This is a genomic window from Halomonas sp. Mc5H-6, from assembly GCF_024124705.1.
GTDB classification, from domain to species: domain Bacteria; phylum Pseudomonadota; class Gammaproteobacteria; order Pseudomonadales; family Halomonadaceae; genus Vreelandella; species Vreelandella subterranea.
This window is the reverse complement of the sequence record NZ_JAMXSI010000005.1, coordinates 15,365-35,773: the sequence shown is the minus strand read 5'-3', so window position 1 is coordinate 35,773 and position 20,409 is coordinate 15,365. Positions and strand designations below refer to the sequence as shown.

30 protein-coding genes are annotated in these 20,409 nt (G+C 56.9%); all 30 read left to right on the top strand.

The window, feature by feature from the left end; all coding sequences use genetic code 11:
* Positions 1 to 2: 2 nt before the first annotated feature.
* The 30 genes from NH395_RS08900 to NH395_RS08755 all read left to right on the top strand — a co-directional run bounded on the left by NH395_RS08900 (position 3) and on the right by NH395_RS08755 (position 20,350).
* Positions 3 to 323: a MarR family winged helix-turn-helix transcriptional regulator gene (locus NH395_RS08900; RefSeq protein ID WP_253024118.1), complete on the top strand. Its 321-nt coding sequence runs from the start codon at positions 3 to 5 to the stop codon at positions 321 to 323.
* Positions 320 to 604: a hypothetical protein gene (locus NH395_RS08895; RefSeq protein ID WP_253024117.1), complete on the top strand. Its 285-nt coding sequence runs from the start codon at positions 320 to 322 to the stop codon at positions 602 to 604. The genes NH395_RS08900 and NH395_RS08895 overlap by 4 nt, the downstream gene beginning before the upstream one ends.
* The gene (locus NH395_RS08890) at positions 601 to 858 is read left to right on the top strand and encodes a hypothetical protein (RefSeq protein WP_253024115.1); all 258 of its coding nucleotides are present in this window, start codon (positions 601 to 603) and stop codon (positions 856 to 858) included. The genes NH395_RS08895 and NH395_RS08890 overlap by 4 nt, the downstream gene beginning before the upstream one ends.
* A 133-nt stretch (positions 859 to 991) precedes the next feature.
* The gene (locus NH395_RS08885; RefSeq protein ID WP_253024113.1) at positions 992 to 1,249 is read left to right on the top strand and encodes a hypothetical protein; all 258 of its coding nucleotides are present in this window, start codon (positions 992 to 994) and stop codon (positions 1,247 to 1,249) included.
* A complete protein-coding gene (locus tag NH395_RS08880; RefSeq protein ID WP_253024111.1) occupies positions 1,242 to 1,559 on the top strand; it encodes a hypothetical protein in 318 nt (105 codons plus the stop codon). Before NH395_RS08885 ends, NH395_RS08880 begins: the two co-directional genes overlap by 8 nt.
* Positions 1,556 to 1,921 carry a hypothetical protein gene (locus NH395_RS08875; RefSeq protein ID WP_253024109.1) on the top strand — a complete coding sequence of 122 codons (366 nt, stop codon included), beginning with the start codon at positions 1,556 to 1,558 and terminating at the stop codon, positions 1,919 to 1,921. The genes NH395_RS08880 and NH395_RS08875 overlap by 4 nt, the downstream gene beginning before the upstream one ends.
* A complete protein-coding gene (locus NH395_RS08870) occupies positions 1,918 to 2,133 on the top strand; it encodes a hypothetical protein (protein WP_253024107.1) in 216 nt (71 codons plus the stop codon). Before NH395_RS08875 ends, NH395_RS08870 begins: the two co-directional genes overlap by 4 nt.
* Positions 2,130 to 2,642: a VRR-NUC domain-containing protein gene (locus NH395_RS08865; RefSeq protein ID WP_253024106.1), complete on the top strand. Its 513-nt coding sequence runs from the start codon at positions 2,130 to 2,132 to the stop codon at positions 2,640 to 2,642. Before NH395_RS08870 ends, NH395_RS08865 begins: the two co-directional genes overlap by 4 nt.
* Positions 2,643 to 3,110: 468 nt before the next feature.
* Positions 3,111 to 3,767, top strand: a complete 657-nt coding sequence (locus tag NH395_RS08860) for a hypothetical protein (RefSeq protein ID WP_253024104.1) — start codon at positions 3,111 to 3,113, stop codon at positions 3,765 to 3,767.
* Positions 3,768 to 3,871: 104 nt separating this feature from the next.
* Positions 3,872 to 4,321, top strand: coding sequence for a hypothetical protein (locus NH395_RS08855; protein WP_253024102.1), 450 nt, complete (start codon positions 3,872 to 3,874; stop codon positions 4,319 to 4,321).
* Positions 4,322 to 4,391: 70 nt separating this feature from the next.
* Positions 4,392 to 5,618 carry a hypothetical protein gene (locus NH395_RS08850; RefSeq protein WP_253024100.1) on the top strand — a complete coding sequence of 409 codons (1,227 nt, stop codon included), beginning with the start codon at positions 4,392 to 4,394 and terminating at the stop codon, positions 5,616 to 5,618.
* Complete coding sequence (locus tag NH395_RS08845; RefSeq protein WP_253024098.1) at positions 5,611 to 7,068, top strand: DEAD/DEAH box helicase; 1,458 nt, start codon at positions 5,611 to 5,613, stop codon at positions 7,066 to 7,068. Before NH395_RS08850 ends, NH395_RS08845 begins: the two co-directional genes overlap by 8 nt.
* A complete protein-coding gene (locus NH395_RS08840) occupies positions 7,068 to 8,360 on the top strand; it encodes a DUF3440 domain-containing protein (protein ID WP_253024096.1) in 1,293 nt (430 codons plus the stop codon). Before NH395_RS08845 ends, NH395_RS08840 begins: the two co-directional genes overlap by 1 nt.
* 2 nt (positions 8,361 to 8,362) lie before the next feature.
* Positions 8,363 to 8,812 carry a hypothetical protein gene (locus tag NH395_RS08835; protein WP_253024084.1) on the top strand — a complete coding sequence of 150 codons (450 nt, stop codon included), beginning with the start codon at positions 8,363 to 8,365 and terminating at the stop codon, positions 8,810 to 8,812.
* Positions 8,793 to 9,323, top strand: a complete 531-nt coding sequence (locus tag NH395_RS08830) for a ParB/RepB/Spo0J family partition protein (protein ID WP_253024082.1) — start codon at positions 8,793 to 8,795, stop codon at positions 9,321 to 9,323. The genes NH395_RS08835 and NH395_RS08830 overlap by 20 nt, the downstream gene beginning before the upstream one ends.
* An 82-nt stretch (positions 9,324 to 9,405) precedes the next feature.
* On the top strand, positions 9,406 to 9,762 hold the full coding sequence (locus tag NH395_RS08825; protein WP_253024080.1) for a hypothetical protein: 357 nt from the start codon (positions 9,406 to 9,408) through the stop codon (positions 9,760 to 9,762).
* On the top strand, positions 9,759 to 10,985 hold the full coding sequence (locus NH395_RS08820; RefSeq protein WP_253024079.1) for a hypothetical protein: 1,227 nt from the start codon (positions 9,759 to 9,761) through the stop codon (positions 10,983 to 10,985). Before NH395_RS08825 ends, NH395_RS08820 begins: the two co-directional genes overlap by 4 nt.
* On the top strand, positions 10,985 to 12,049 hold the full coding sequence (locus tag NH395_RS08815; protein WP_253024077.1) for a hypothetical protein: 1,065 nt from the start codon (positions 10,985 to 10,987) through the stop codon (positions 12,047 to 12,049). Before NH395_RS08820 ends, NH395_RS08815 begins: the two co-directional genes overlap by 1 nt.
* A 3-nt stretch (positions 12,050 to 12,052) precedes the next feature.
* Positions 12,053 to 12,247, top strand: coding sequence for a hypothetical protein (locus tag NH395_RS08810; RefSeq protein WP_253024075.1), 195 nt, complete (start codon positions 12,053 to 12,055; stop codon positions 12,245 to 12,247).
* Between the two features lie 195 nt (positions 12,248 to 12,442).
* Complete coding sequence (locus NH395_RS08805; protein ID WP_253024073.1) at positions 12,443 to 12,973, top strand: glycoside hydrolase family 104 protein; 531 nt, start codon at positions 12,443 to 12,445, stop codon at positions 12,971 to 12,973.
* 28 nt (positions 12,974 to 13,001) lie between these two features.
* Positions 13,002 to 13,364, top strand: coding sequence for a phage holin family protein (locus NH395_RS08800; RefSeq protein ID WP_139197164.1), 363 nt, complete (start codon positions 13,002 to 13,004; stop codon positions 13,362 to 13,364).
* The gene (locus NH395_RS08795) at positions 13,361 to 13,777 is read left to right on the top strand and encodes a hypothetical protein (protein ID WP_253024072.1); all 417 of its coding nucleotides are present in this window, start codon (positions 13,361 to 13,363) and stop codon (positions 13,775 to 13,777) included. Before NH395_RS08800 ends, NH395_RS08795 begins: the two co-directional genes overlap by 4 nt.
* The gene (locus NH395_RS08790; RefSeq protein WP_253024449.1) at positions 13,734 to 13,919 is read left to right on the top strand and encodes a hypothetical protein; all 186 of its coding nucleotides are present in this window, start codon (positions 13,734 to 13,736) and stop codon (positions 13,917 to 13,919) included. Before NH395_RS08795 ends, NH395_RS08790 begins: the two co-directional genes overlap by 44 nt.
* Entirely contained in the window at positions 13,919 to 14,284 is a 366-nt protein-coding gene (locus NH395_RS08785) for an HNH endonuclease signature motif containing protein (RefSeq protein WP_253024071.1), read from the top strand. The genes NH395_RS08790 and NH395_RS08785 overlap by 1 nt, the downstream gene beginning before the upstream one ends.
* A gap of 111 nt (positions 14,285 to 14,395) precedes the next feature.
* On the top strand, positions 14,396 to 14,866 hold the full coding sequence (locus NH395_RS08780; RefSeq protein WP_253024070.1) for a phage terminase small subunit P27 family: 471 nt from the start codon (positions 14,396 to 14,398) through the stop codon (positions 14,864 to 14,866).
* Between the two features lie 6 nt (positions 14,867 to 14,872).
* Entirely contained in the window at positions 14,873 to 16,588 is a 1,716-nt protein-coding gene (locus NH395_RS08775) for a terminase TerL endonuclease subunit (RefSeq protein ID WP_253024069.1), read from the top strand.
* A complete protein-coding gene (locus NH395_RS08770; protein WP_253024068.1) occupies positions 16,582 to 16,779 on the top strand; it encodes a hypothetical protein in 198 nt (65 codons plus the stop codon). Before NH395_RS08775 ends, NH395_RS08770 begins: the two co-directional genes overlap by 7 nt.
* Positions 16,779 to 18,056, top strand: a complete 1,278-nt coding sequence (locus NH395_RS08765; RefSeq protein WP_253024067.1) for a phage portal protein — start codon at positions 16,779 to 16,781, stop codon at positions 18,054 to 18,056. Before NH395_RS08770 ends, NH395_RS08765 begins: the two co-directional genes overlap by 1 nt.
* Positions 18,041 to 18,982 (top strand): S49 family peptidase, encoded by a 942-nt coding sequence (locus NH395_RS08760; RefSeq protein ID WP_253024066.1) that lies wholly within the window; start codon positions 18,041 to 18,043, stop codon positions 18,980 to 18,982. The genes NH395_RS08765 and NH395_RS08760 overlap by 16 nt, the downstream gene beginning before the upstream one ends.
* A gap of 69 nt (positions 18,983 to 19,051) precedes the next feature.
* Positions 19,052 to 20,350: a phage major capsid protein gene (locus NH395_RS08755; protein WP_253024065.1), complete on the top strand. Its 1,299-nt coding sequence runs from the start codon at positions 19,052 to 19,054 to the stop codon at positions 20,348 to 20,350.
* Positions 20,351 to 20,409: the final 59 nt, after the last annotated feature.

The following is a 20,409-nucleotide window of genomic DNA, read 5'->3' as shown; positions in this document are numbered from 1 at the left end:
TCATGACAACCGGATTTCAACCAAGCGGTAACGAAGTGAAGCATGCCGCGTTTCGTGACCATCGTCGCTCAGGCAAATTGAGCGCCTCGCGGGGGTTGGTGACTGCCTCGCTGGTCAGCAAGGGCCCGCTGACGCGTAACCAGCTGGCCGAAGCCACCGGACTGCCGTTGGCCAGCATTTGCGGTCGCTGCCGTGAGCTACTCGATATGCGTTACATCGAAGTGGCGGGCATGAGTGCCGATTCACCAGCGCGCCAGGTGTTGGGGCTGACTGAAAGCGGAAAGGCGATGGTTGCCGAGGCGGCCAAGGGGGTGGCGTCGTGAACACGCTTAACCCGATCGACCACCAGAACATCGTCATTCGCCTGCTCGGCATGACGACCTGCAACGCGGCCCACCTCACGACGCTGGCGCATGCTCACAAGCTGCCGGTATCGCTGCATGAGATCCGCGTCGCCTGTGACGCCCTGGTCGAGCAGGAGTTTGTCGAGCGTGCACCTGGTCACGCGTACCGCCTGACCGCCGCCGGTGAGGTTGAATTGCCCGCCGTGCCGTTGCTGGAGAGCTATTACACGGCTGGCGCTGGTGCCGGGGGTGCTGCATGAAGCCTCTGGAACCCAACTGCCTTGCCTATGTTACCGGCGGGCCTGACGCCGGCATCACGGTTACCTGCCTTCAGTATGCCGCGCCAGGGTTCAAGTACAGCCCGCTTAACGGTAGCGGTGTTATCGAAACCCAGGAGCCGGGCTGGATTGTTCAGCACCCAGACAGCGTAACCGCGATACATGCCGAGCGAGACCTGATGCGCATTGATGGCATTCCAGCGGTCGAGAAAAAGCAGGAGGCCCGCCATGCCTAGATTCAAGGAGCCACCGTTCCTGTGCCCGGATGGCAGCAACCCATGCGGTAAGTACGGCTACTGCGCCTATTGCCCTCACGATAAGAGAGCGAAGAAGGAAGAGCGGGAGGCAGCCAAATGAAGCATCAGGCGTATGTACAGCCCAAGTGCCCTTCATGCCAATACCGAAAGGCGGCTGCCGAGTTTCGCGACCCTGGGACCGGTGAGCCGCTTCCCGCGTGTAAGCAATGTCTCCGGACAAAGCAGCGGGGAGGTGCCGCCCATGGATAGCGTCACCGCGTTTTTGTTTGGCGTGTTGTTTGGGGTGTTCCTGGTAATCGCATGCGCTGCTGGCGCTTTTTGCTGGGGCGCTGAAGGGCTGGACGACCAGGGAGAGCCTCGCAATGACTGATGTTATGAAGGGCGGACAGCATGCCCGGCGCGCAGCGCTCTTGTGCCAGAACGCACGGTTCGGCCTATATCTCGACCAGCGCCGCCGGCAAGCCAACGCACTGTATTACGCACAGCTGCCTGATGGCACTCACAGCCCTAGCGATTGCGTGGAATGGCTGCGCGAGGCGTGCGGCGTCAAAAGCCGCGCAGAGATCGACCACAACGATGAGGCTCGATCGATGCTGGACAAGATCGTTGCCGACTACAGCAAATGGGAGCGCCAGGAGCGTCTAAACGACCGGATAGCAGGGGGTGTGGTGTGCGAGTGATACATAAACCTAAAGCAGGTGACGATCAATCGGAACGCGTGGCAGCGATGTTCATTGTGCACGCGTTGATCGCGTCGACATGGCTGGCCCCAGTGTTAGACGGCGGGCTGGCCAACCTGGCCGGTTTCGCAGCGTGGGCACTTGGGCTGCTGGCGCTTGTGATGGCAGTCCTCGGCATCTGGCTGGGATCGGTGCACGAAGAGCCCGTTCACATTCACCCGGTGTTGCGGTGGGCATTCTCCCTGGGCTGGTGGAGCGCTGTCGCCTGGGCCGCTTACCACGGCATGCATTGGCTAGCGGCGCTACATACGCTGAGCGGGGTGCTGTTGTGGTTCAGCGATGCGCGCAAGGTGAAGGCATGAGCGAATTTGTTCTTAACGTCCGCTGCGATAAGTGCAGAGCCATTTTCCGCACTGATGCTCATGATGCGAATTTTTATAACGCCTTTGAGAGCAATGTTTGCGCCAGCTGTGGTCATCACGGGTTTCATGATTCCGTTGAGCGTTATGTGAATGAGGCTGAGCTATTGAAGCCTTGGACATGGCTAAGTGGCCATTGGGAGAAAGCCGAATGACCACCAGAAGCTTATCTGGATTAAAGCGCCGCCCTCGCGCCTTGAGGAATGACGGCACGTCCCGGGCCCGCCCGGTGGATTGGGAAGGGCAGGAGCAGGCCGTGCTCATCCGCTGGCTGCTGGGCGAGAAGAAGCGCGGTGAGCCGGTGGGGCGACTGTACGACGCGATTTATCACGTACCGAATGGAGGGCAGCGAAGCAAGAGCACTGGCGCGGCCTTGAAGCGACAGGGCGTTAAGTCGGGTGTAAGCGACCTGGTAGTGATGGAGGCCCGCGGGGGCTGGCACGGTCTTTACATGGAGTTCAAAGCATCACCGCCGCATACCGCCGCGCTGGCGCAGAGTCAGCATGATTGGCTGGCGCTGGCTGAGGCGCGCGGTTATTGCGCTGTGTTGGCGGTAGGGCTGGAAGAGGCTAAGCGCGTGCTTGATGAGTATGCGTGCTTAGGGCCGTCTTACAGCCAGTACACAAAAGCTAACGTTCGCGGTACCGAGTGGAGAAAGGGCTAATGGGCAGGCTGCAGGATTATGAATGGATCAGTTGCGTGAATCGCCTACCAACTTTAGCGGAATCAGACTGTGAGGGTGATATTTGGGTTTTTATGCCAATTGGATTTATGGGGGAGCCAAGCAACTCAGTCTTTCGTATTCCCTGGGATACGGTTGTAAATAGGATTGACCACCTAACTCACTGGATGCCCACGGGCCTCAAGCGCCCGTCAGCACCTCAAATGGAGGCCTGTTAAATGTATGAGGGAAAAGTGGAACTTGAGCTGACTTGTGAAGTGAATGGCCTTCAATGGCAGCTCTACGGGTTTAGCTACGAAACACCCGACGGCAAATTTAGCGGGTACCTACACGCCACTTCATCGGAGCATGCCAGCTACATGCTTGAAGAGCTTAAAGCTACAGCTGTGCTCGATGGGCCAATCATAGAAGCCGGCACTTTCTAGCAATGACTAACGGGAGAATGGGCTAATGGGCATGGCATTGATGAAAGAGGGGATGACGATGCGGGAAGAGTTAGAGGGGATGCCAATGCGCCGGTTGCGTGAGATCGTGCGGGAGACTCATGAAGACCATGACCCGGAGGCAGCACGGGTGTTCGTCAATCGTATACTTGATATGGAGGTGGAGCGGCGCACCTGGTACGCGCATGAGAACCCGGGCTATCAGCCATTCAGCTCGGCCGCCAAGCTTGGCGAGCACCCTGGCGGCGGTACTGCGGCAGCTGATCCGCTGGTGCTGGCTTACGATCGAGGCATTCGCTTGCACGCCGCGCATGAGGAAGCCCGCCAGTTCCTCGAGCATGCACGCCTGACGCCTCGCAGCCTGCTGGCGGCGCTGATCCAAGCGGCGAAGACAGACCGACGCGTGACCGGCCCCTGGGGGAAAAGCTACGACCAGATTGCGGCGAACGTAGGGCCTTACGCGCAAAGCCTGGGTTTCTCGCCCGGCGTGATGCACGGCAAAACGCTGGTGTGCTACGACACTATCAAGCATGAAAAGGATAGCCGTGTGTGGTTTGAGAAGGTGGAGACCAAGCATGTGGTGCCGCTGTTTAAGAACGCTCAGGCGCTGAAGGACGCGGCTAAACAGGCGAGGGTGCAGCTGTTGTTGCTGGCGCGGCTTTAAATACGCTTGCGTTATACGTATAACTGTCATAGGATAAATAAACGTTAGGGCGATATGCCCTCCGCGCCGGCGGAACCCGGTAAATCTCGAAAGGGGATGGCATCATGAAAAGCATCAACATGACCGGTAAAGAACTGGACTTATTAAACAACGCAATCAGTGAAACCAAGAGGGCTTACAAAGCCCTTCTGCCTAAGCCCGGTTTAGCCGCTGGGGTGGATGACAGCCCGGGTGATGAAGAAAAGCCTTCTACCGAATCGTTATTATCGATGGTTGCTGCCATGCAAATGGTAACGATGTTCGATAGGCTCAATAAAGACTTTGAAGGCTTGTCCTGGTTCGATTGCGTACGGGAAACAGCACCGCGTTCTTTGGTCTCATTTTCTAACGTATCCCTGTCAACCGATGACCATCTTAAAGATACCATGACCATGGAGTGGGATAGTGCTCAGGATTCATCTGCTCACTTGCTGTTTTTAGCTTTATACCAGCACCATATGCGCCAGCGCCCATTGAATATCCCGCTAATGAGGCTGCTTGAGCGTCTTACTTGAACCCTGTTGCCCGCTCAGTCGTGCCTTCGCACCGGCGAAACCCGGCACATCTCACCAGGAGATACCCACCATGGCAAAAGCAACCCGCCCCTGCCCCTGCTGCAGCACTGAAACGCTGACGTTTGTTGCCGGTAGCCGAAAAGAAGTCGAGCGTTACGCTGATTGGAAAATCGACCATGGCGCTCTGTGCGATACCTGCACGGCCAAAAAACGCGAGCAAGACAGTTTGAACGCGGCTGAGGAAGCCGCTGATAAGGGGTTGCCTACTCTGCGCGGCACTGAAAAGCAGGTGGCTTGGGCGGAAACCATTCGCGCTGAACTGCTGGCCATTGCTGAAAAGCTGACCACGGCCATTACCCTGGTGCAGGCCGGTAACGTAGACGCTGCCCGCGCTGCCTACCGTGATGTGCCGGTTACTTGGCAGCCTAGCGACTTTTACTTCAGAAACCTCAATGTAAGCGAAGACCAGGTGCCTGAGGCTGCGCTGGCGGTGTGCCGTTTTCTCGCTGAGCAGCAAGACGCAGGCTGGTGGATTGATTTTCGCGGCGCTTCGTTTGAAGCGCTGGTAAAGCACTTCCATACCCAGGTGCTGGACGTATTAAAGGGCGCGCCCAGTGCCCGGGAGATCGCGGAGGAAGTGGCGGTCAAGCCTGAGCGTCCCATTTCGGCACTCACGGCTGAGATTTCACTGGGCAAGGAAGTTATCACCGTTGCCTATCCAGAAAAGAGCGCCGCGTTCCTGGAGGTGGTGAAGCCCCTGGGTTATCGCTTTGAGTGGGAGGTGCGCGCCCACCGTATGCGCGTCCACCCCACCATGGGCAGCATTGAAGATCGTGCAGCGGAGCTCATGCATAAGCTGCTAGGTGGGGGGTTTATCGTTAGCTGCCAGCGCACCGAGGTGCGGGAGAAGGCGCTGGCCGCCAGCTATGAGCCGATTTACCCGCGCTGGATGTGCATGAAGGTGCGTGGTCGCATGGCGGGGTGGTTGCATGTGCTAACACGCGACGGTTTAGACCTCTCCGATGACCTGCGCCCACTAAAGGCGCGTAGTGACTATTACTGCGATAACAGCTGGTTTGTACGCCCTCAGCACTACGCCACGCTGCTCGATATGGCCGAGGTGCATGATTTCCGCCTGACGGATGGCGCTTGGCAAGCCCTCAAAAAAGCCCAGGTAGCTGATGAAGCCGCACTGCTGGCGCAATCATTGCCCGATGCGCCTAGCGCCACCGCCAACACCCGCGAGCCTGATCAGGTGGCGCCTGCTGGTATTGATCCGGAGCTAAGAGATGACTGAGGCGGCATCGTTACAGCAATTGCCCACGCTGGCGCTTCGATCTACGCCTATGACACACCAGGTGGCGGCGTTTGAAAATATGCGCCCCAGCAAGGTAGGTGCGCTGTTTATGGATATGGGCACCGGCAAGAGCCTGGTAGTGATCATGCTGGCACTGGCGCGCCGCGAAAAGATCAGCCGGGTGATCTGGTGCTGCCCGGTGTCGCTCAAGCGCAACACAGCCCGCCAAATATTCACGCACACCAACGCGACAGACGACAGCGTGTTCTTGTTTGACGACAAGGTGACTGATGCCAGCCTGCCAGAAGCGGGGTGGTGCATCGTGGGGCTTGAGAGCCTGGGTAGCAGCGACCGCGTTGTCATGGCGCTTAACAAGCTGATTGATGAGCGGACGATGCTGGTGGTGGATGAATCCAGCTATATCAAGGGGCATCGCGCTAAGCGTACCCGCCGCCTTGTGTTGATGGGTAAGCGTGCGCGGTACCGGTTGGTGCTTAACGGTACGCCGATCAGCCAGGGCATTGAGGATCTGTATTCCCAAATGCAGTTCTTGAGCGACAAGATTTTGGGCTATCGCTCTTGGTATTCGTTCCAGCGGGCACACCTGGAGTGGAGCGAGAAGTTTAAGGGCAAGATCGATAAGCGCCGCGGTGAAGACTATCTAACCGCTCGCATGGCGCCCTATGTGTATCAGATCACCAAGGAAGAGTGCTTAGACCTGCCTGAGAAGCTGCCCGCTACCTCGCGCTACGTGAGCCTGACCAGCGAGCAGCAGCACCTTTACGACCAGGCCAAGGAGCGCTTTGAAAACGAGGCGATGAGCCTCGAAGAAGAGGACGGCATGGGGATCATTGTTTACCGCTTGTTTGGTGCGCTTCAGGCCATTGCTAGCGGGGTAGTGCCTGCAGGATTTGAGGGGCATGGCCAGCCGATCAAAAACAACAAGGTGGATGAGCAGCTGCGCGTTTTGCGTCAGTTAGACCGTAAGCACACCGTGGTGTGGTGCCGCTACCAAGGCAACGTTAAGCAGCTGGCGGCGGCGATAGCAGAAGAAATGCCCGAGGTGCCGGTATTCACCTACTACGGCGTAATGAATGAGCGTCAGCGGGATAACAGCTTGCAAGCCTGGGTTAAAGAGGGCGGTGTATTCCTGGGTACGGCTAGTTGTGGCGGGTACGGGCTTAATGAGCTGGTAGAAGCTGATTACGCGACGTTCTTCAGCAATTCATTCAAGTACAGCGAACGCTTGCAGGCGGAGGATCGGCTGCATCGCCCTGGGCAGGTGCGTAACGTGAGCTATGTGGATATATGGGCCAAGTGTGGCATTGAGGAACGTATCGAGAAAGCGATAAACCGCAAAGGCGATGCCTTGGAGACGTTCCGAAAAGAGCTGGACGCAGCGCGGGAAAAGGGCAAAGGTGCCGTTGAAACGCTACTAAGGGGCCTGTGATGGCGGCGCACGAGTTGAGCATTGATGTGTATCAGGCGGCCATGAAGCGGCTTGCCTATGTGTTTGAGCACTTCGATAACGTGTATGTCTCGTTCAGCGGGGGTAAAGACTCTGGCGTGTTGCTTGAGCTGGCGCTGGCGTATGTGCGCGAGCATGCCCCGCATCGCCGGATTGGCGTGTTCCATATCGATTATGAAGCGCAGTACACGGCCACTACCGACTATGTAGACCGCACCTATGAGCGCCTTTCCGGTGAGGTGGAAAACCTCCGCTGCTGCGCACCGCTGAAATGCCCGACCTGCACGAGCATGTACGAAACGCACTGGCGGCCCTGGGATCCAGACAAGCGTGAGCTATGGGTGCGTGACCTTCCGCCAGAGTGCTTGACGGCGGAAGAGATCGACATTGTTGCACCGAGCATGAGTGACTATGAATTTCAGGTGGAATTTTCGACCTGGCACCACCAGCGCCATCAGGCAGAGCGCACCTGTGTGCTGGTGGGCATTCGTGCTGATGAGAGCCTGGACCGCTGGCGCACGATTGTTTCTGATCGGAACATCAATAAGTTCGATAAGCGGGTATGGACAACCAAAGTGGCCGAGGGCGTTTATAACGCCTACCCCATCTATGATTGGTCGGTTGAGGATATTTGGACAGCTAACGCCCGTTTTGGCTGGGACTACAATGAGCTGTACGACCTAATGCACTACGCGGGCGTGCCGCTGCATGCCCAACGAGTGGCGTCACCGTTCCATAGTGCGGCAAAAGGTAGCCTGCGGTTATACCGCGTCATTGACCCTCATGTGTGGGGAAAAATGGTTTCACGGGTGAATGGCGTCAATTTCACGGCCATATACGGCAGCACCACGGCCATGGGGTGGAAGAATATTCAGAAGCCGTCGCACTTCACATGGAAACAATACGCACTGTTCCTGCTCGATACGCTGCCACCCGAAACCGCCGAGACGTTCCGGCAGAAACTGGCCACCAGTATCAAGTTCTGGCGGGAGCGGGGCGGCGTGCTGGGAGAGGCGGCCATCGCTGACCTGAAAGACTCGGGTGTGTCATTCGAGGTAGGGTCGGGCACCAACTACAAAACCGATAAGCTGCCGGTGCGTATGGAGTACGCCGACGAGGTCGATAGCAAAGACTTCAAGCTGATCCCTACCTGGAAGCGCCTCTGTGTGACGATTCTAAAAAATGACCATGTGGGGAAATACATGGGGTTCAGCCAGACGAAGGCCGAAACCGAGAAGCGCAAAGCGGCGCTCGAAAAATACAAGGATCTCTAACCATGGCGATTAAAGAGTACGTGCACGGCGGGGGCAAAGACTACCAATTATGGGGCAACGTTGGCCGCTTCGTTATGGATCGTAAGGTTCAGGAGTTGATGGGCAACTGTATATCGTCTGAGCCCGGTGATATTTGGTGGGTCAACCTGACGCATAAAAGCGAGACCAAGGGCTTTGCCAGCGCCCGGGAAATGAAGAACGGCACGTTGTACCTACGCTATTTTTACAGCGCCGAACAGAATGCGCTGGGGCTTAGCGAGGAAGTCCTGATCAAGAAAGCGGTCAACCACGCCCAGGATAAAGGGATGTCTCTGGTGTTTACGAATTGGCACAAGGGTTCTGAGGTGCTGACGAAAATGGGCTTTGTGGCGCAGCCTACCAAGCGCAAGAACTTTGCTCGCTGGGAATTGAAGTTAGGGGGGGGGAAGCATCATGAAGAGCCCGGTTTATAACGTCATCGCGGTACCGGTTGAGAAAGTGCAGGCCAACAGCTACAACCCCAACGCCGTGGCACCGCCCGAAATGAAGCTGCTGGAAATCTCGATCTGGGAAGACGGCTTCACGATGCCGGTGGTTTGCTACTACTTGGAAGAAGAAGACCGCTACGAGATCGTCGACGGGTACCACCGCTACACCACGCTAATGACCAGTAAGCGTATCTATGAGCGCGAGGATGGCAGGCTGCCAGTCTCGGTGATCGACAAGCCTATCAGCGACCGCATGGCGTCCACCATTCGGCACAACCGTGCCCGTGGCACCCATGATGTGAGCCTGATGCGCGATATTGTAGGCGAGCTGGTGGAGTCGGGCATGTCCGACGCGTGGATCATGAAGCACATCGGTATGGATGCTGACGAGCTGCTGCGATTGAAACAGATCAGCGGCATTGCGGCTCTGTTCGCTGACCGTGATTTCAATGCAGCGTGGGCGAAAGATGAAAAAGATGCCGAGTTTTATTCGTAGCGCTTGCGTTATACGTATAACATCACTATATTGAAAGTGTAGCGAGGCGATAGGCGCTTCGCTCTTCTAAAGGTATTTAGCCATGACTACTTCACGTCAAAACGAGCTTCAAAACGAAATCGGTGGTTTTATCGCGGGACAAATTGCTAACGCCGAAAGCCCCCAAGCAGCAAAGCTGGCTTACGCTATTAAAAAGGCAATTGTCGAGTTCAAAGAAGAGGGTGGCGAAAACGAAGGCTCGTTCTCTGTTAACTCCACGTATGAAGACGGCGATTTTGAGGCAGAGGTAGACTTTAAACCGAATTATAATATGACCGTAATGTACGAAGATGAAGTGGAAACGGTAAGCCGCCTATATGCACTTACTTGGGATGAAGAGCTTTGCCGTTTAGCGGGCCTAATGATCTCTGAAGGATGGGTAGAAGGTGACCCGCAATGATCGGCACTCATTCCGCCAAAATGTTCAATGCCCGGCTTAAGCAGCCGGGCGTTCGCGCCAGCATTGTGGGGGATGTTCCCTTGCATTTGGTGTGCTCCAAGACGGTCGATCAGCGCCAGCGCTTCTTTTCCATGCCTAGTAATGCGGTTCAGATTAAGGAAGAGCGTGACCGGCTATTAATCCCTGACGAAACCATGGTGGGTGGCGTTGAACTTCCAGATCTAACCGATGGGCGTGTGAAACAGCTATTGGTGCCTCTTCATCAGTGGCGTGTACATGATGACTATCTGACGCTAACGCCCCTGCCTAGTGCTGGTGTTCTGCATGAGCTTTGGCATCGTCTTTATGATCTAAAGCTGCCTTACCGCAAGTGGGCGATTCAGCCAACGCCCGCTGCCTGGGCGAACCATGGTGACCCGCTCTCTGTGCAGCGTGGTGCCGTGAGGATGCTTCGCAGGGGCGTTGCTGATGTTAAGGGTGGTAGCCAATGGCGCGGCAATTTCGTATGCCTGCGAGCTCGGGTTGAGGGAATGAACATTTCTTCTGGCATGGTGGCCGTTGGTTTTCCTGCGGTTACTGGACTGGGTGGGCTGGTTCATGCGGTAGAGCGTCAGGTAGATCAAGAGCTTGAATTCGCTTTTGGCATGAAAAACTGCCAGTGGCAAAGTGTTAAACGCACTACCAATACCCGCGTAACGGGCAAGAAAGTGGCGGTTACACCAGGCTATACCACCGATGAAATCACGGCTAACGGCGATGTGGTGTTGTTAATTCGCCGCAAAGATGGTGGTAGGCATACTGGTTTGGATAAGCGTTTGCTGGCGCTTACGCGCCTATGTGGCGGCAGCCTGCATGATGCAGAAGTAACATTGCACTCTGATGCGTGTCCGCCGGATGTGGCTTACCTGCTTGATGCAAGTGATGACATGCGACGTGATGCTTTAGGTTTAGGTGACTCGCTAGATGCCGCGCTGCATATGTATGGCAAAGATGGGCGCTGGGTGATGGGTGAGTGGAGCCAGCCGCGCAATGGGTACACATTGAACGCATCAGGGTATGCGTTTCTTGAGGAACCAAAGGAGAGGGAACTGGCGCGAGGGGGCTACAAGCATGCTTGGTGCGAGACGGTTTATAGCCTGGTGACTCAAGGCGCAATGAGCAATGCAGCCTGGTGGTCGCGTAGCGTAAATGATTGGGGAGTGAATTGGCATGAGGCATCATAATGAGTGAAGCGCCTAGACCCAAGCAGCACCTGGTAGAAGCGGGCAAGGTTTACACAGGTGCTTGGAAGCGTATTGATCACTTCCGGTCAGAGAAAGGGCGCCAGTACCCTGACTGGCCAGACTGGTGTTTCATCCCCATATCCGCTACCTACGGCATCGTTGCGGATGATGCCGGGGTTGATGGATCAATGCTGGGTCACACTCATCCAGAGCGACTCCATGATCCTGCTCGTCTTGCTGCCCTGGCGACATGGCGAGTCACCCAGGGCATCTATCGTTTTGACCCTGCGATTTATCAGAGTGTGGCAGACACTCCGCTTGACCGAGACCTGCCCTGCGATGTGTTTTATCGGCTGCCCGAATGGTGCGTGTATGTTGAAACGCCTGATATGCACTGGCTTTGGCCAAGCAACCAGCTTTATGGCTTCTGGGCCCACCTTGAATATGACATCAACACCGGGCGGCATGAGCTCAGGCTGGTCATGGATAGTGATGATGCTCTTGCAGTGCTGCCGCTCCATTTGGGTAACTGGTCATTAATCGAGGCGCTGGACCGTTTGAAAAGCGAGTCCATGCGGCAAGCGGTCAAGAATGATTTACCCAAGTCGGCGGCTGACCTTAAGTCTCAGGGCCTGGTCAATGTAGTGGCGAAAAATATAGCGCCGTTGCTATCGCTTTTATTGTTCCTCTGTAGCCAGGCAGACGAAGTAACAGGCGCTGGACGCAAACCAGAAAACCCGAGCCCAAAGCGGACGAAGCAAGGGTGGCGTTTGTTTCCTGCCAAGTCGGTAACGCAATGGGATGTTGGCGTTCGCATTGGCTCTGCGCTACGCAAGGCTTATCAGCAGTCCGAAACGCGGCAGACGGAGGTTGATCCGGATACAGGTAGAGCAAGGCCTCGCGCGCACATAAGACGCGCTCACTGGCACGGCTTTTGGAAAGGGCCTAGAGATCCAGGTCGAGAAGATGAGCGAACCTTCTCATTGAAGTGGATGCCTCCTATCCCTGTGAACGTTGATGATGAAGCGGAATTGCCAACGACAATTAGACCCGTAAAGGAGTAGCGAATGTCAGACAACAAGGCATCGCCCGAGCCGTTGACTCGGCGTGTTAAGAAATCCCGCGAAAAATCAAAAGAAGAAGGCGCGAAACGCCTGGATGTTTGGCTAACGCCAGAAGCGGCGCGGGCGCTAGATGCAGAGGCATCGCGATCAGGCGAATCGAAAACGGCTGTCATCAATCGATTGCTAATGAAAACCTGATTGGCACATGTTGTATTAGCTCCACGGTTGTCCTACTATGTTGATAGGCTGGCGCATGTTGCCGCTAGCCGCCAAACACCCTAAGCCCTGCCGGTCACCCGGCGGGGCTTTTTGCTTTCCGCTGTTCCCCTGCGCTGCCACCTGGTAGCGCCTTGCCCTGCTCGTGCGGGGCTTTTCTATTTCTGAGGTCTCGATATGACGGCGCATTCGCCTGCTCACTGGTATGAGGAGGCGGAGCTTCTGCGCTTCGATCCTCCCGAGCCTGTTGATACCCGAGCGGGCAACGTGGCCGCGTTCCTGGACATGCTGGCAAGCGCGGAGGGCACAACGCGCTTCGGTGATGAAGATGGTTATAACGTGCTGGTGGGTGGTGAGCTTTTCGAATCCTACGACGACCATCCACGCCAGCTGGTCTGGCTGCCTGCATATGAGATCAATTCCAGTGCGGCAGGGCGCTATCAGTTCCTTACCCGAACCTGGGATGACCTGGCCGAGCGCTTTGACCTGCCGGACTTCACGCCCACCAGCCAGGACCTGGGCGCTGTTCATTTGATCCGTCAGTGCAAGGCGCTGTCGCTGATCCATGACGGCCGCATCCGAGAAGCCATTCACGCCTGCCGCAAGATCTGGGCGAGCCTGCCCGGTGCTGGCTATGGGCAGAGAGAAGTGGCAACAGATGAACTGCTGGACGTCTACAAGACGGCTGGTGGTATTTCCATCGACTAACTGACGAGGCCCGCCCGCGAGGTGCGCCATGCACAAACGAATTAAAGAGAACCGGCCCATGCCTAACCGCGACCCAAACAACTGGCAGTGGTTGATCAGCATGATTCCGTACCTGCTGCTGAGTGCAGCGACGTTCACGGTGGGGTTTGTCACTGTGCTGCACAACGGTGGGCCTTGGCGTAAGGCGCTGATGAGCGCGACTGTTGGCACTATTCTATCGCTGTCGCTATACCCCGGCTTCCTTTGGCTGACGGACTATTACGGTCTGCCTGATGAGTTTGCCTTCGCTGCCTGCGTGTTCTTATCGATCATGGGGCTTGAGTGGATCCGTGCTAAGGCTGACGGCCTGTATGAAGTGCTGCTCGGCTTCCTTAAGAAGTGGCTCAAATGATTGCTTCACTGAAAGCCAAGGCGATTGGCCTGGTGGTAAGCGGGTTGGCCTTGGTGTCCGTGATCTTCTACTGGCAGCACGTCACCGGTGAACGAGACGCCTACCAGGCAGAGGCCGAGCGCCAGCGCGATCGCGCCGAGATACTGCAGGAACATCAGCAGTGGCAGCGCCAGCAGATAGAAACCCTCAACGATGCCATGTCCACACGTGACAAGACGCTGAACGACATCGCCGACGACATGCGCGCCAGCAACGCCGCGCTTGAGCAACTGGGAGAGCAGAATGCGGAAATACGTGACTGGCTTGATCGGGGCGTGCCTGGCGTTGTTGATGACTGGGTGCGCGAGCTTCAGCAGCCAACCACCGGTGATGGCGTGCGACTGCCCGACGATCCCGAGCCATCTGACGAGTGAACTGCCCGCACCCGAGCCCAAGCTGGATAGCAACCGCGGGCTGCTGCTTTTGCTTGCTGAGTACGAGGCGTTACGCCGCCGGTTCAATGCGGACCGGGCGGCGGTAGTGGAGATCGTGGGTAAAGACATAGGTGAAGACTGATGCCTACATCTCCGCCCCGCCCATGCCGCGCACCGATGTGCGCAGGCAAGACCACGCACAAGCACGGCTACTGCGATAAACACGCCGACCAGGCGGTTACCTGGAAGAAGCCAGCCCACAAGAAGTCGGGTCGAGGTGGTCGGCCTTGGCGCCGTATTCGTGAACGCGTACTGCAGCGGGATAAAGGCCTGTGCCAGCCATGCCTTCGCAAAGGGATTTATACGCCAGCAGCGGAAGTCGACCACATCGTCAACGAAGCCTCAGGCGGCACCGACGCGGACGATAACCTTGAGGCGATATGCAACCCGTGCCACAAGGCCAAGACGCAGGAAGAAGCCCTCCGGGGCCGTGGCGTGGACGCCTGAGGGGGAGGGGGGATCAAATCCCTCCAGCCTTTCGCCAGCGGACACCGACGCCATAATTAAATTTTTATACCCGCGAAATTGAAAAATCAGGTCGGCGAGAGGAAGTGGCAAATGACAAGAGGTCGCAAACCTAAACCGAGCCACCTGAAAGCAGTGCAAGGCAATGCCGGAAAGCGCGCCGTTAACCACGATGAACCCCAGGGCGATGAACTGACCGAAGTGCCGTTGCCACCCGAATGGCTGGATCCGATCGGCATTCAGATGTGGGAGAAAATCGGCCCCTGGTTGGTGAGCTCAAAGATCTTGACCGGCTCCGACATTGCCAACCTTGAAGCCTACTGCGCAGCCTATGCCCGGTGGCGAAAGGCGGAGGAAGACATCGCCAGGAACGGTATCACGGTGGCGGGCATGAACTCCGAAGTTAAGAACCCGGCCTGCACCGTCGCGAATGAATCCCTGAAACAGCTTGTGACGTTTGGCAGCGCTCTTGGTCTGGATCCTTCAAGCCGAGCGCGCCTTGCGGTACCAGGTGCCAAAGAAGCCGGAAACCCATTCAAAGACCTGATAGGCAAAAAGCGATGAAGCTCCATGGCCAGTTACCCGAACGTCAACGCCGCGAACAAGTACGCTCGGGACGTAGTGGCCAACAGGATCCCCGCGTGCAAGGAGGTCCGGCAGGCTTGCCAGCGCCATCTGGACGATCTCAAGGCGCAGAAGTCCCGGTCAAATCCGTACCGGTTCGATAAAGACGAAGCCGAGCGGTGCTGTGACTTCATCCAACTGCTGCCACACACAAAGGGCCGATGGGCGCGTGAGAAACGGCTCATCAAGCTTGAGCCCTGGCAGCTGTTTATCGTTGCCAGCATCTTTGGTTGGTTGAAAAAGAAGACAGGGCTTCGCCGCTATTCTGAGGCTTACATCGAGGTAGAGCGCAAGAATGGCAAGTCAGTGTTGGCAGCAGCCATTGCGAATCTGTTGTTTTGCGCTGATGGCGAGTATGGCGCAGAGGTCTACTGTGGTGCGACCACAGAGAAACAAGCATGGGAGGTGTTTCGCCCAGCACGCTTGATGCTGATGAAGTCGCCAGCCTTGGTAAGCGCGGCAGGCATCGAGATCATGGCCAAAAACATCTCGATCCCTGAAGACGGCAGCCGTCTGGAACCGCTGATAGGCGACCCAGGCGACGGCTCTTCGCCAAGCGGCTCGATAGTTGACGAGTTCCACGAACACGATAAGCCCAATCTGTACGACACCATGGCCACCGGCATGGGCTCTCGGGATCAAGGGCTGATGTTCATCATCACTACCGCGGGGTTCAACCTGGCGGGGCCCTGTTACGACAAGCGCCGTCAGGCCCAGCAAATGCTGGATAAATCGCTGCCGAATGATGAGCTGTTCGCCGTCATTTACACGATCGATCCGGGCGATGACTGGAAAGACCCTGCGGTACTGCGCAAGGCAAACCCAAATTTCGGTATATCGGTAGGTGAGGAGTTTCTGCTCAAGGCGCAGCGGGACGCCGTGCGTTACCCCAGCCGCCAGAACAGCTTCCTTACCAAGCACTTGAACGTCTGGGTAAGTGCAAGGACGGCGTGGCTCAACATGGCCAGCTGGCACGCGCTGGGTGATGAGTCGCTAAAGCTTGAAGACTTCATCGGTAAACCTTGCTGGTTAGGTGTCGACCTGGCGAGCAAAACCGACATCGCCAGTATCGCGCTGTTATTTCGTGATGAGGTGCCCGACAAGAAAGGGCGCATGAAGACTCGCTGGACTGTGTTCGTTCGCAACTATCTACCCGAAGGTGCCGTAGAGCGGGCCAGCAACAACAAGGCTGCTTACGAAACCTGGGTGAATAGCGGTGACCTGATCATCACCGACGGCGAAGAGCTCGACTTCGATGTGATCCGCGACGACATCAAAGACCTCTCAGGCCTGTTCGAGATAACCGAGATCGCCTACGACCCCTGGCGCGCTACCCAACTGGCGCACCAGCTCATGGCAGACGGTGCCAGCATTGTTGAGTACCGCAATACAGTTCAAAACATGAGCCCCGCCATGCGGGAAATGGAAGCCGCCATCACCGGCGGCCGCTTCCGTCATTCAAAGGATCCAGTGCTGACCTGGATGGCCAGCAACGTCGTGGCCAAGGCCGACGCCAAAGACAATATCTACCCACGCAAAGAAAAGCCCGACAACAAGATCGACGGCATCATCGCCATCTTGATGGCACTCGGTCGCGCCGTGCTCACCGAAAACGACGAGCCGGAAGAATCCATTTACGACACCTCGGACGTTACATGCTGATCAATCTCATTACTTTCACAGTCGGCCTGCTGGGTGTCGGGCTCGTCGCGTTTGGCGCGTGGCTGATTCTGCCCGCGGCCGGCTATATCGTCGCGGGTAGCTTCTGCCTGTTCTGGTCGTGGCTCGCTTCCAAGGCGGCCGCCCAGGCTAAACAACCAGCACCGATCACCCATAACGAAGAGGATAGCTAATGTTCTGGCCTAGCCTCTTCAACTCAAGCGCCACAGGCAGCCCCCAGAAAAGCCAGAACTGGACAGGCAACTGGGTGAGTTCCAATACCAGCCGCCAAAGCGCGGCGGGCACGATGGTGAACTCCGAAACCGCTCTTGGCATTAGCGCGTTACGGGGTTGCGTCACCTTGCTGGCTGAATCGCTGGCGCAGTTGCCCTGCGAGCTCTACCGCCGTGACGACCGGGGCGGCCGCGATCGGGCGACGGATCACCCGTTATACGACGTCATCCATAGCCAGCCCAACAGGAAAGACACTTCGTTCGAGTATTACGAGCAGGGCATGGGGCACCTGGCGCTGGAAGGCAACGAGTTCTCGCTGATTGAGCGTGACGGCGCGGGATACCCAACAGAGCTTATCCCCATCCACCCCAAAAAGGTGGGTGTGCTGAAAGGCCCTGACGGGCTGCCTTACTACCAGCTACTGGATTACAAGAACCAGATTCTACCGATGCGCTCCGTGCATCACGTCAAAGGGTTCTCGCTGGATGGCTATGTCGGCATCTCACCCATTGCCACCAACGCCGACACTATCGGCCTTGCCATGGCCACCGAGCAACACGCCTCCGCGGTGTTTCAGCGCGGCGCCACGATGTCAGGCGTGATTGAGCGGCCCCGAGAAGCGACAGCCATTAAAGACCAGGCGGCCGTTGATCGAATACTGGACAAGTTCACGCAGCGCCATGGTGGCGGCTTACGTAACGCCTTCTCTGTTGCTTTTCTGCAAGAGGGTATGCAGTACAAGCAGCTGGCGATGGACAACGAAAAAGCGCAGCTGCTGGAGTCGCGCAACTTTGGCGTGGTTGAAGTCTGCCGCCTTTACCGCGTGGCGCCCAACATGATCCAGCATCTGGACAAAGCCACGTTCAACAACATCGAGCACCTGGGTCTGCAGTTCGTCATATACACGCTGATGCCGTGGATCAAGCGCAAAGAGGCCGCGATGATGCGCGACCTCCTGCTGCCGGAAGAGCGCAAGAACCTCTACATCGAATTCAATGTGTCCGGCTTGCTACGCGGTGACCAGAAGTCTCGCTTTGAAGCCTATGCCATTGCCCGCCAGTGGGGCTGGCTCAGCGTTAACGACATCCGTCGGCTTGAGAATATGCCGCCCATCCGTGGTGGAGACCGCTACCTGACCCCCATGAACATGGTCGACTCGCAGGTACAGAATTCGCTCAACGCCACGCCCCAACAAATGCAAGAGATCGAGGGAATACTCGCATGCACTCAGCAATGATCAACTACCCGCATATCGCGTCGATGGTGTTCAACACACCCCTCTACGCCACGCCCACGCTGGTGCAGGCCGTGCGCAACGTCCTCGAGCCTCGCCTGTTGGGGCGCACCCATGACCTGCCGCAAAGCTTGGGTCTGGATTCAGGCAGTGGCGAAGAGCGCGAAATGCAGCGCTTAAACGTTGCTGGCCGCCTGGCCATCATTCCCGTGCATGGCGTACTGGTTGCGCGCCGCGGGCACATCAACGCTGCCTGCGAAGAGATCCTCTCCTATGAAAAGCTGCGCGGCCAAATCAACGCCGCGCTCAAGCATGAGATGGTTGAAGAGATCGTGCTCGACTTTCACACCGGCGGTGGCCATGCCATGGGCTGCAAGGAGCTTGCCGACTTCATCCGAGCCAGCACACAGATCAAACCCATCACAGCGATCGTCAACTTCGCCGCTTACTCAGCTGGCTATTACCTGGCATCCGCTTGCTCGCGCATTGTCGCCAGCCCAACGGCGGGGGTAGGTTCCATTGGCGTGATTGTCGAAACTTACGAAGTCAGCCGCATGGAAGACGAGATGGGCATCACGTTCAACACCTACTATCGCGGCGATCACAAGAACAACAACTCACCCCATGAGCCGATCACCGATCAAACCGTGCAGGAAATCAACAAAATATTGGATGAAAGTTATGCCGAGTTCACAGAGTCGGTCGCCAGCTTCCGCGGGCTAGACGTGTCAGCGGTGATAGACACCCAGGCGCGACTATACCGATCAAAAGAGGCCCTTAGCGCCAACCTCATTGATGAAATTGCCCCCGCGCAAGACGCGATCGATACCATCGCCCAACGTTACACCACCAGTACCGGGACCACCCCACGAAATAACCGGAGCATTCGCGCCCAGGCGCGAGCGCTCGACACCAGTTGTCAGCTCTAGCCACGCGGCGGAGCGACATATCGGCGGCCACGAGCCGCTTTTTTTGCGCCTAAACGAAGAGGAAACATCATGCCTAATATCGAAGAACTCCGCCGCAAGCGTGCCGAGATTAACGCGCAGGTGCAGGCCCTGGCGGCTGTCGAAACCGAAAACGGCGAGCTCAACGAGGAGCAGCTTGCTGAATTTGACAAGTTGGCCGCCGAGTTCGACAAGTTAAGCGCGAGCCTGACTCGAGCTGAAAGCATCGAGCGCATGAACGCTGCGGCATCCGAAGCCGTGCCCGCCTTTGGCGGTGGCAAGGCCCCGGCCGTTCACACCAAGCCTGAGCTTAAGCAGTACCCAGGCGCCAAAGTGGCGCGTATGGCCATGGCCGTTGCCGCAGGCAAAGGCGATATGCAGTTGGCCTCCAAGTTTGCCAGTGGTGAAATTGGTGACGCCGACGTGGCCATGGCGATCGATACCAGCTCTGCATCAGGTGGCTCACTGATCCCGCAGAACATGCACGATGAAGTGATTGAGCTCCTGCGCCCGCGCACGGTTGTTCGTGGCCTGGGCGCTCAGACCATGCCGCTACCCAATGGCAACCTGAGTATCCCGCGCATGGCTTCCGGCGCCACGTCCAGCTATGTGGGTGAAGGGTCTGATGTGTTAGCCTCTGAAGGCAGCACTGATGATGTTGCACTGCAAGCCAAAACCATGATCACCCTGGTACCGATGAGCAACCAGCTGATAGGTCGCGCCGGGTTCAACGTCGAGCGGCTATTCCTTAACGACATGATCGGCAGCATGGCCGTTCGTGAAGACAAGGCTTTTCTACGCGATACCGGTACCAGCGACACCCCGACAGGCTTTGCCAAGATCTGCCTGGATGAAGGCCGCGTAGTTCCCTGGTCAGGCACGGTTGATATGGCAGGCATTGATGAATACCTCGATGCACTGATTCTGACCCTGATGGAAAGCGATAGCCTCTTGATCGCACCAGGCTGGGCGCTGGCGCCGCGTACCTACATGAAGCTTGCAGGTTTGCGCGACGGCAATGGCAACAAGGTCTATCCAGAAATGGCACAAGGGGAGTTGAAAGGCTGGCCGATCAAGCACACCACCACTATCCCCAATAACCTGGATACCTCGGGTGCCACCAACAACAACGAAACCGAGATCTTCTTTGCTGATTGGAACGATGTCGTTATCGGTGAAAGCGACATGATGACAATCGACTTCAGCCGTGAAGCGACCTACAAGGATGCTGGCGACAACCTGGTCAGCGCATTCTCGCGTAACCAGTCACTTTTGCGCGTGGTGAAAGAGCACGACATTGCTTTCCGTCATCCGGAAGGCCTGGTGCTTGGCACTGAAGTGCCCTGGTAATTTCAGCCACCCTTTAAGCCTGCCCGCCGTTGGCGGGTAGTGCTTGCCAACCTTGTCAT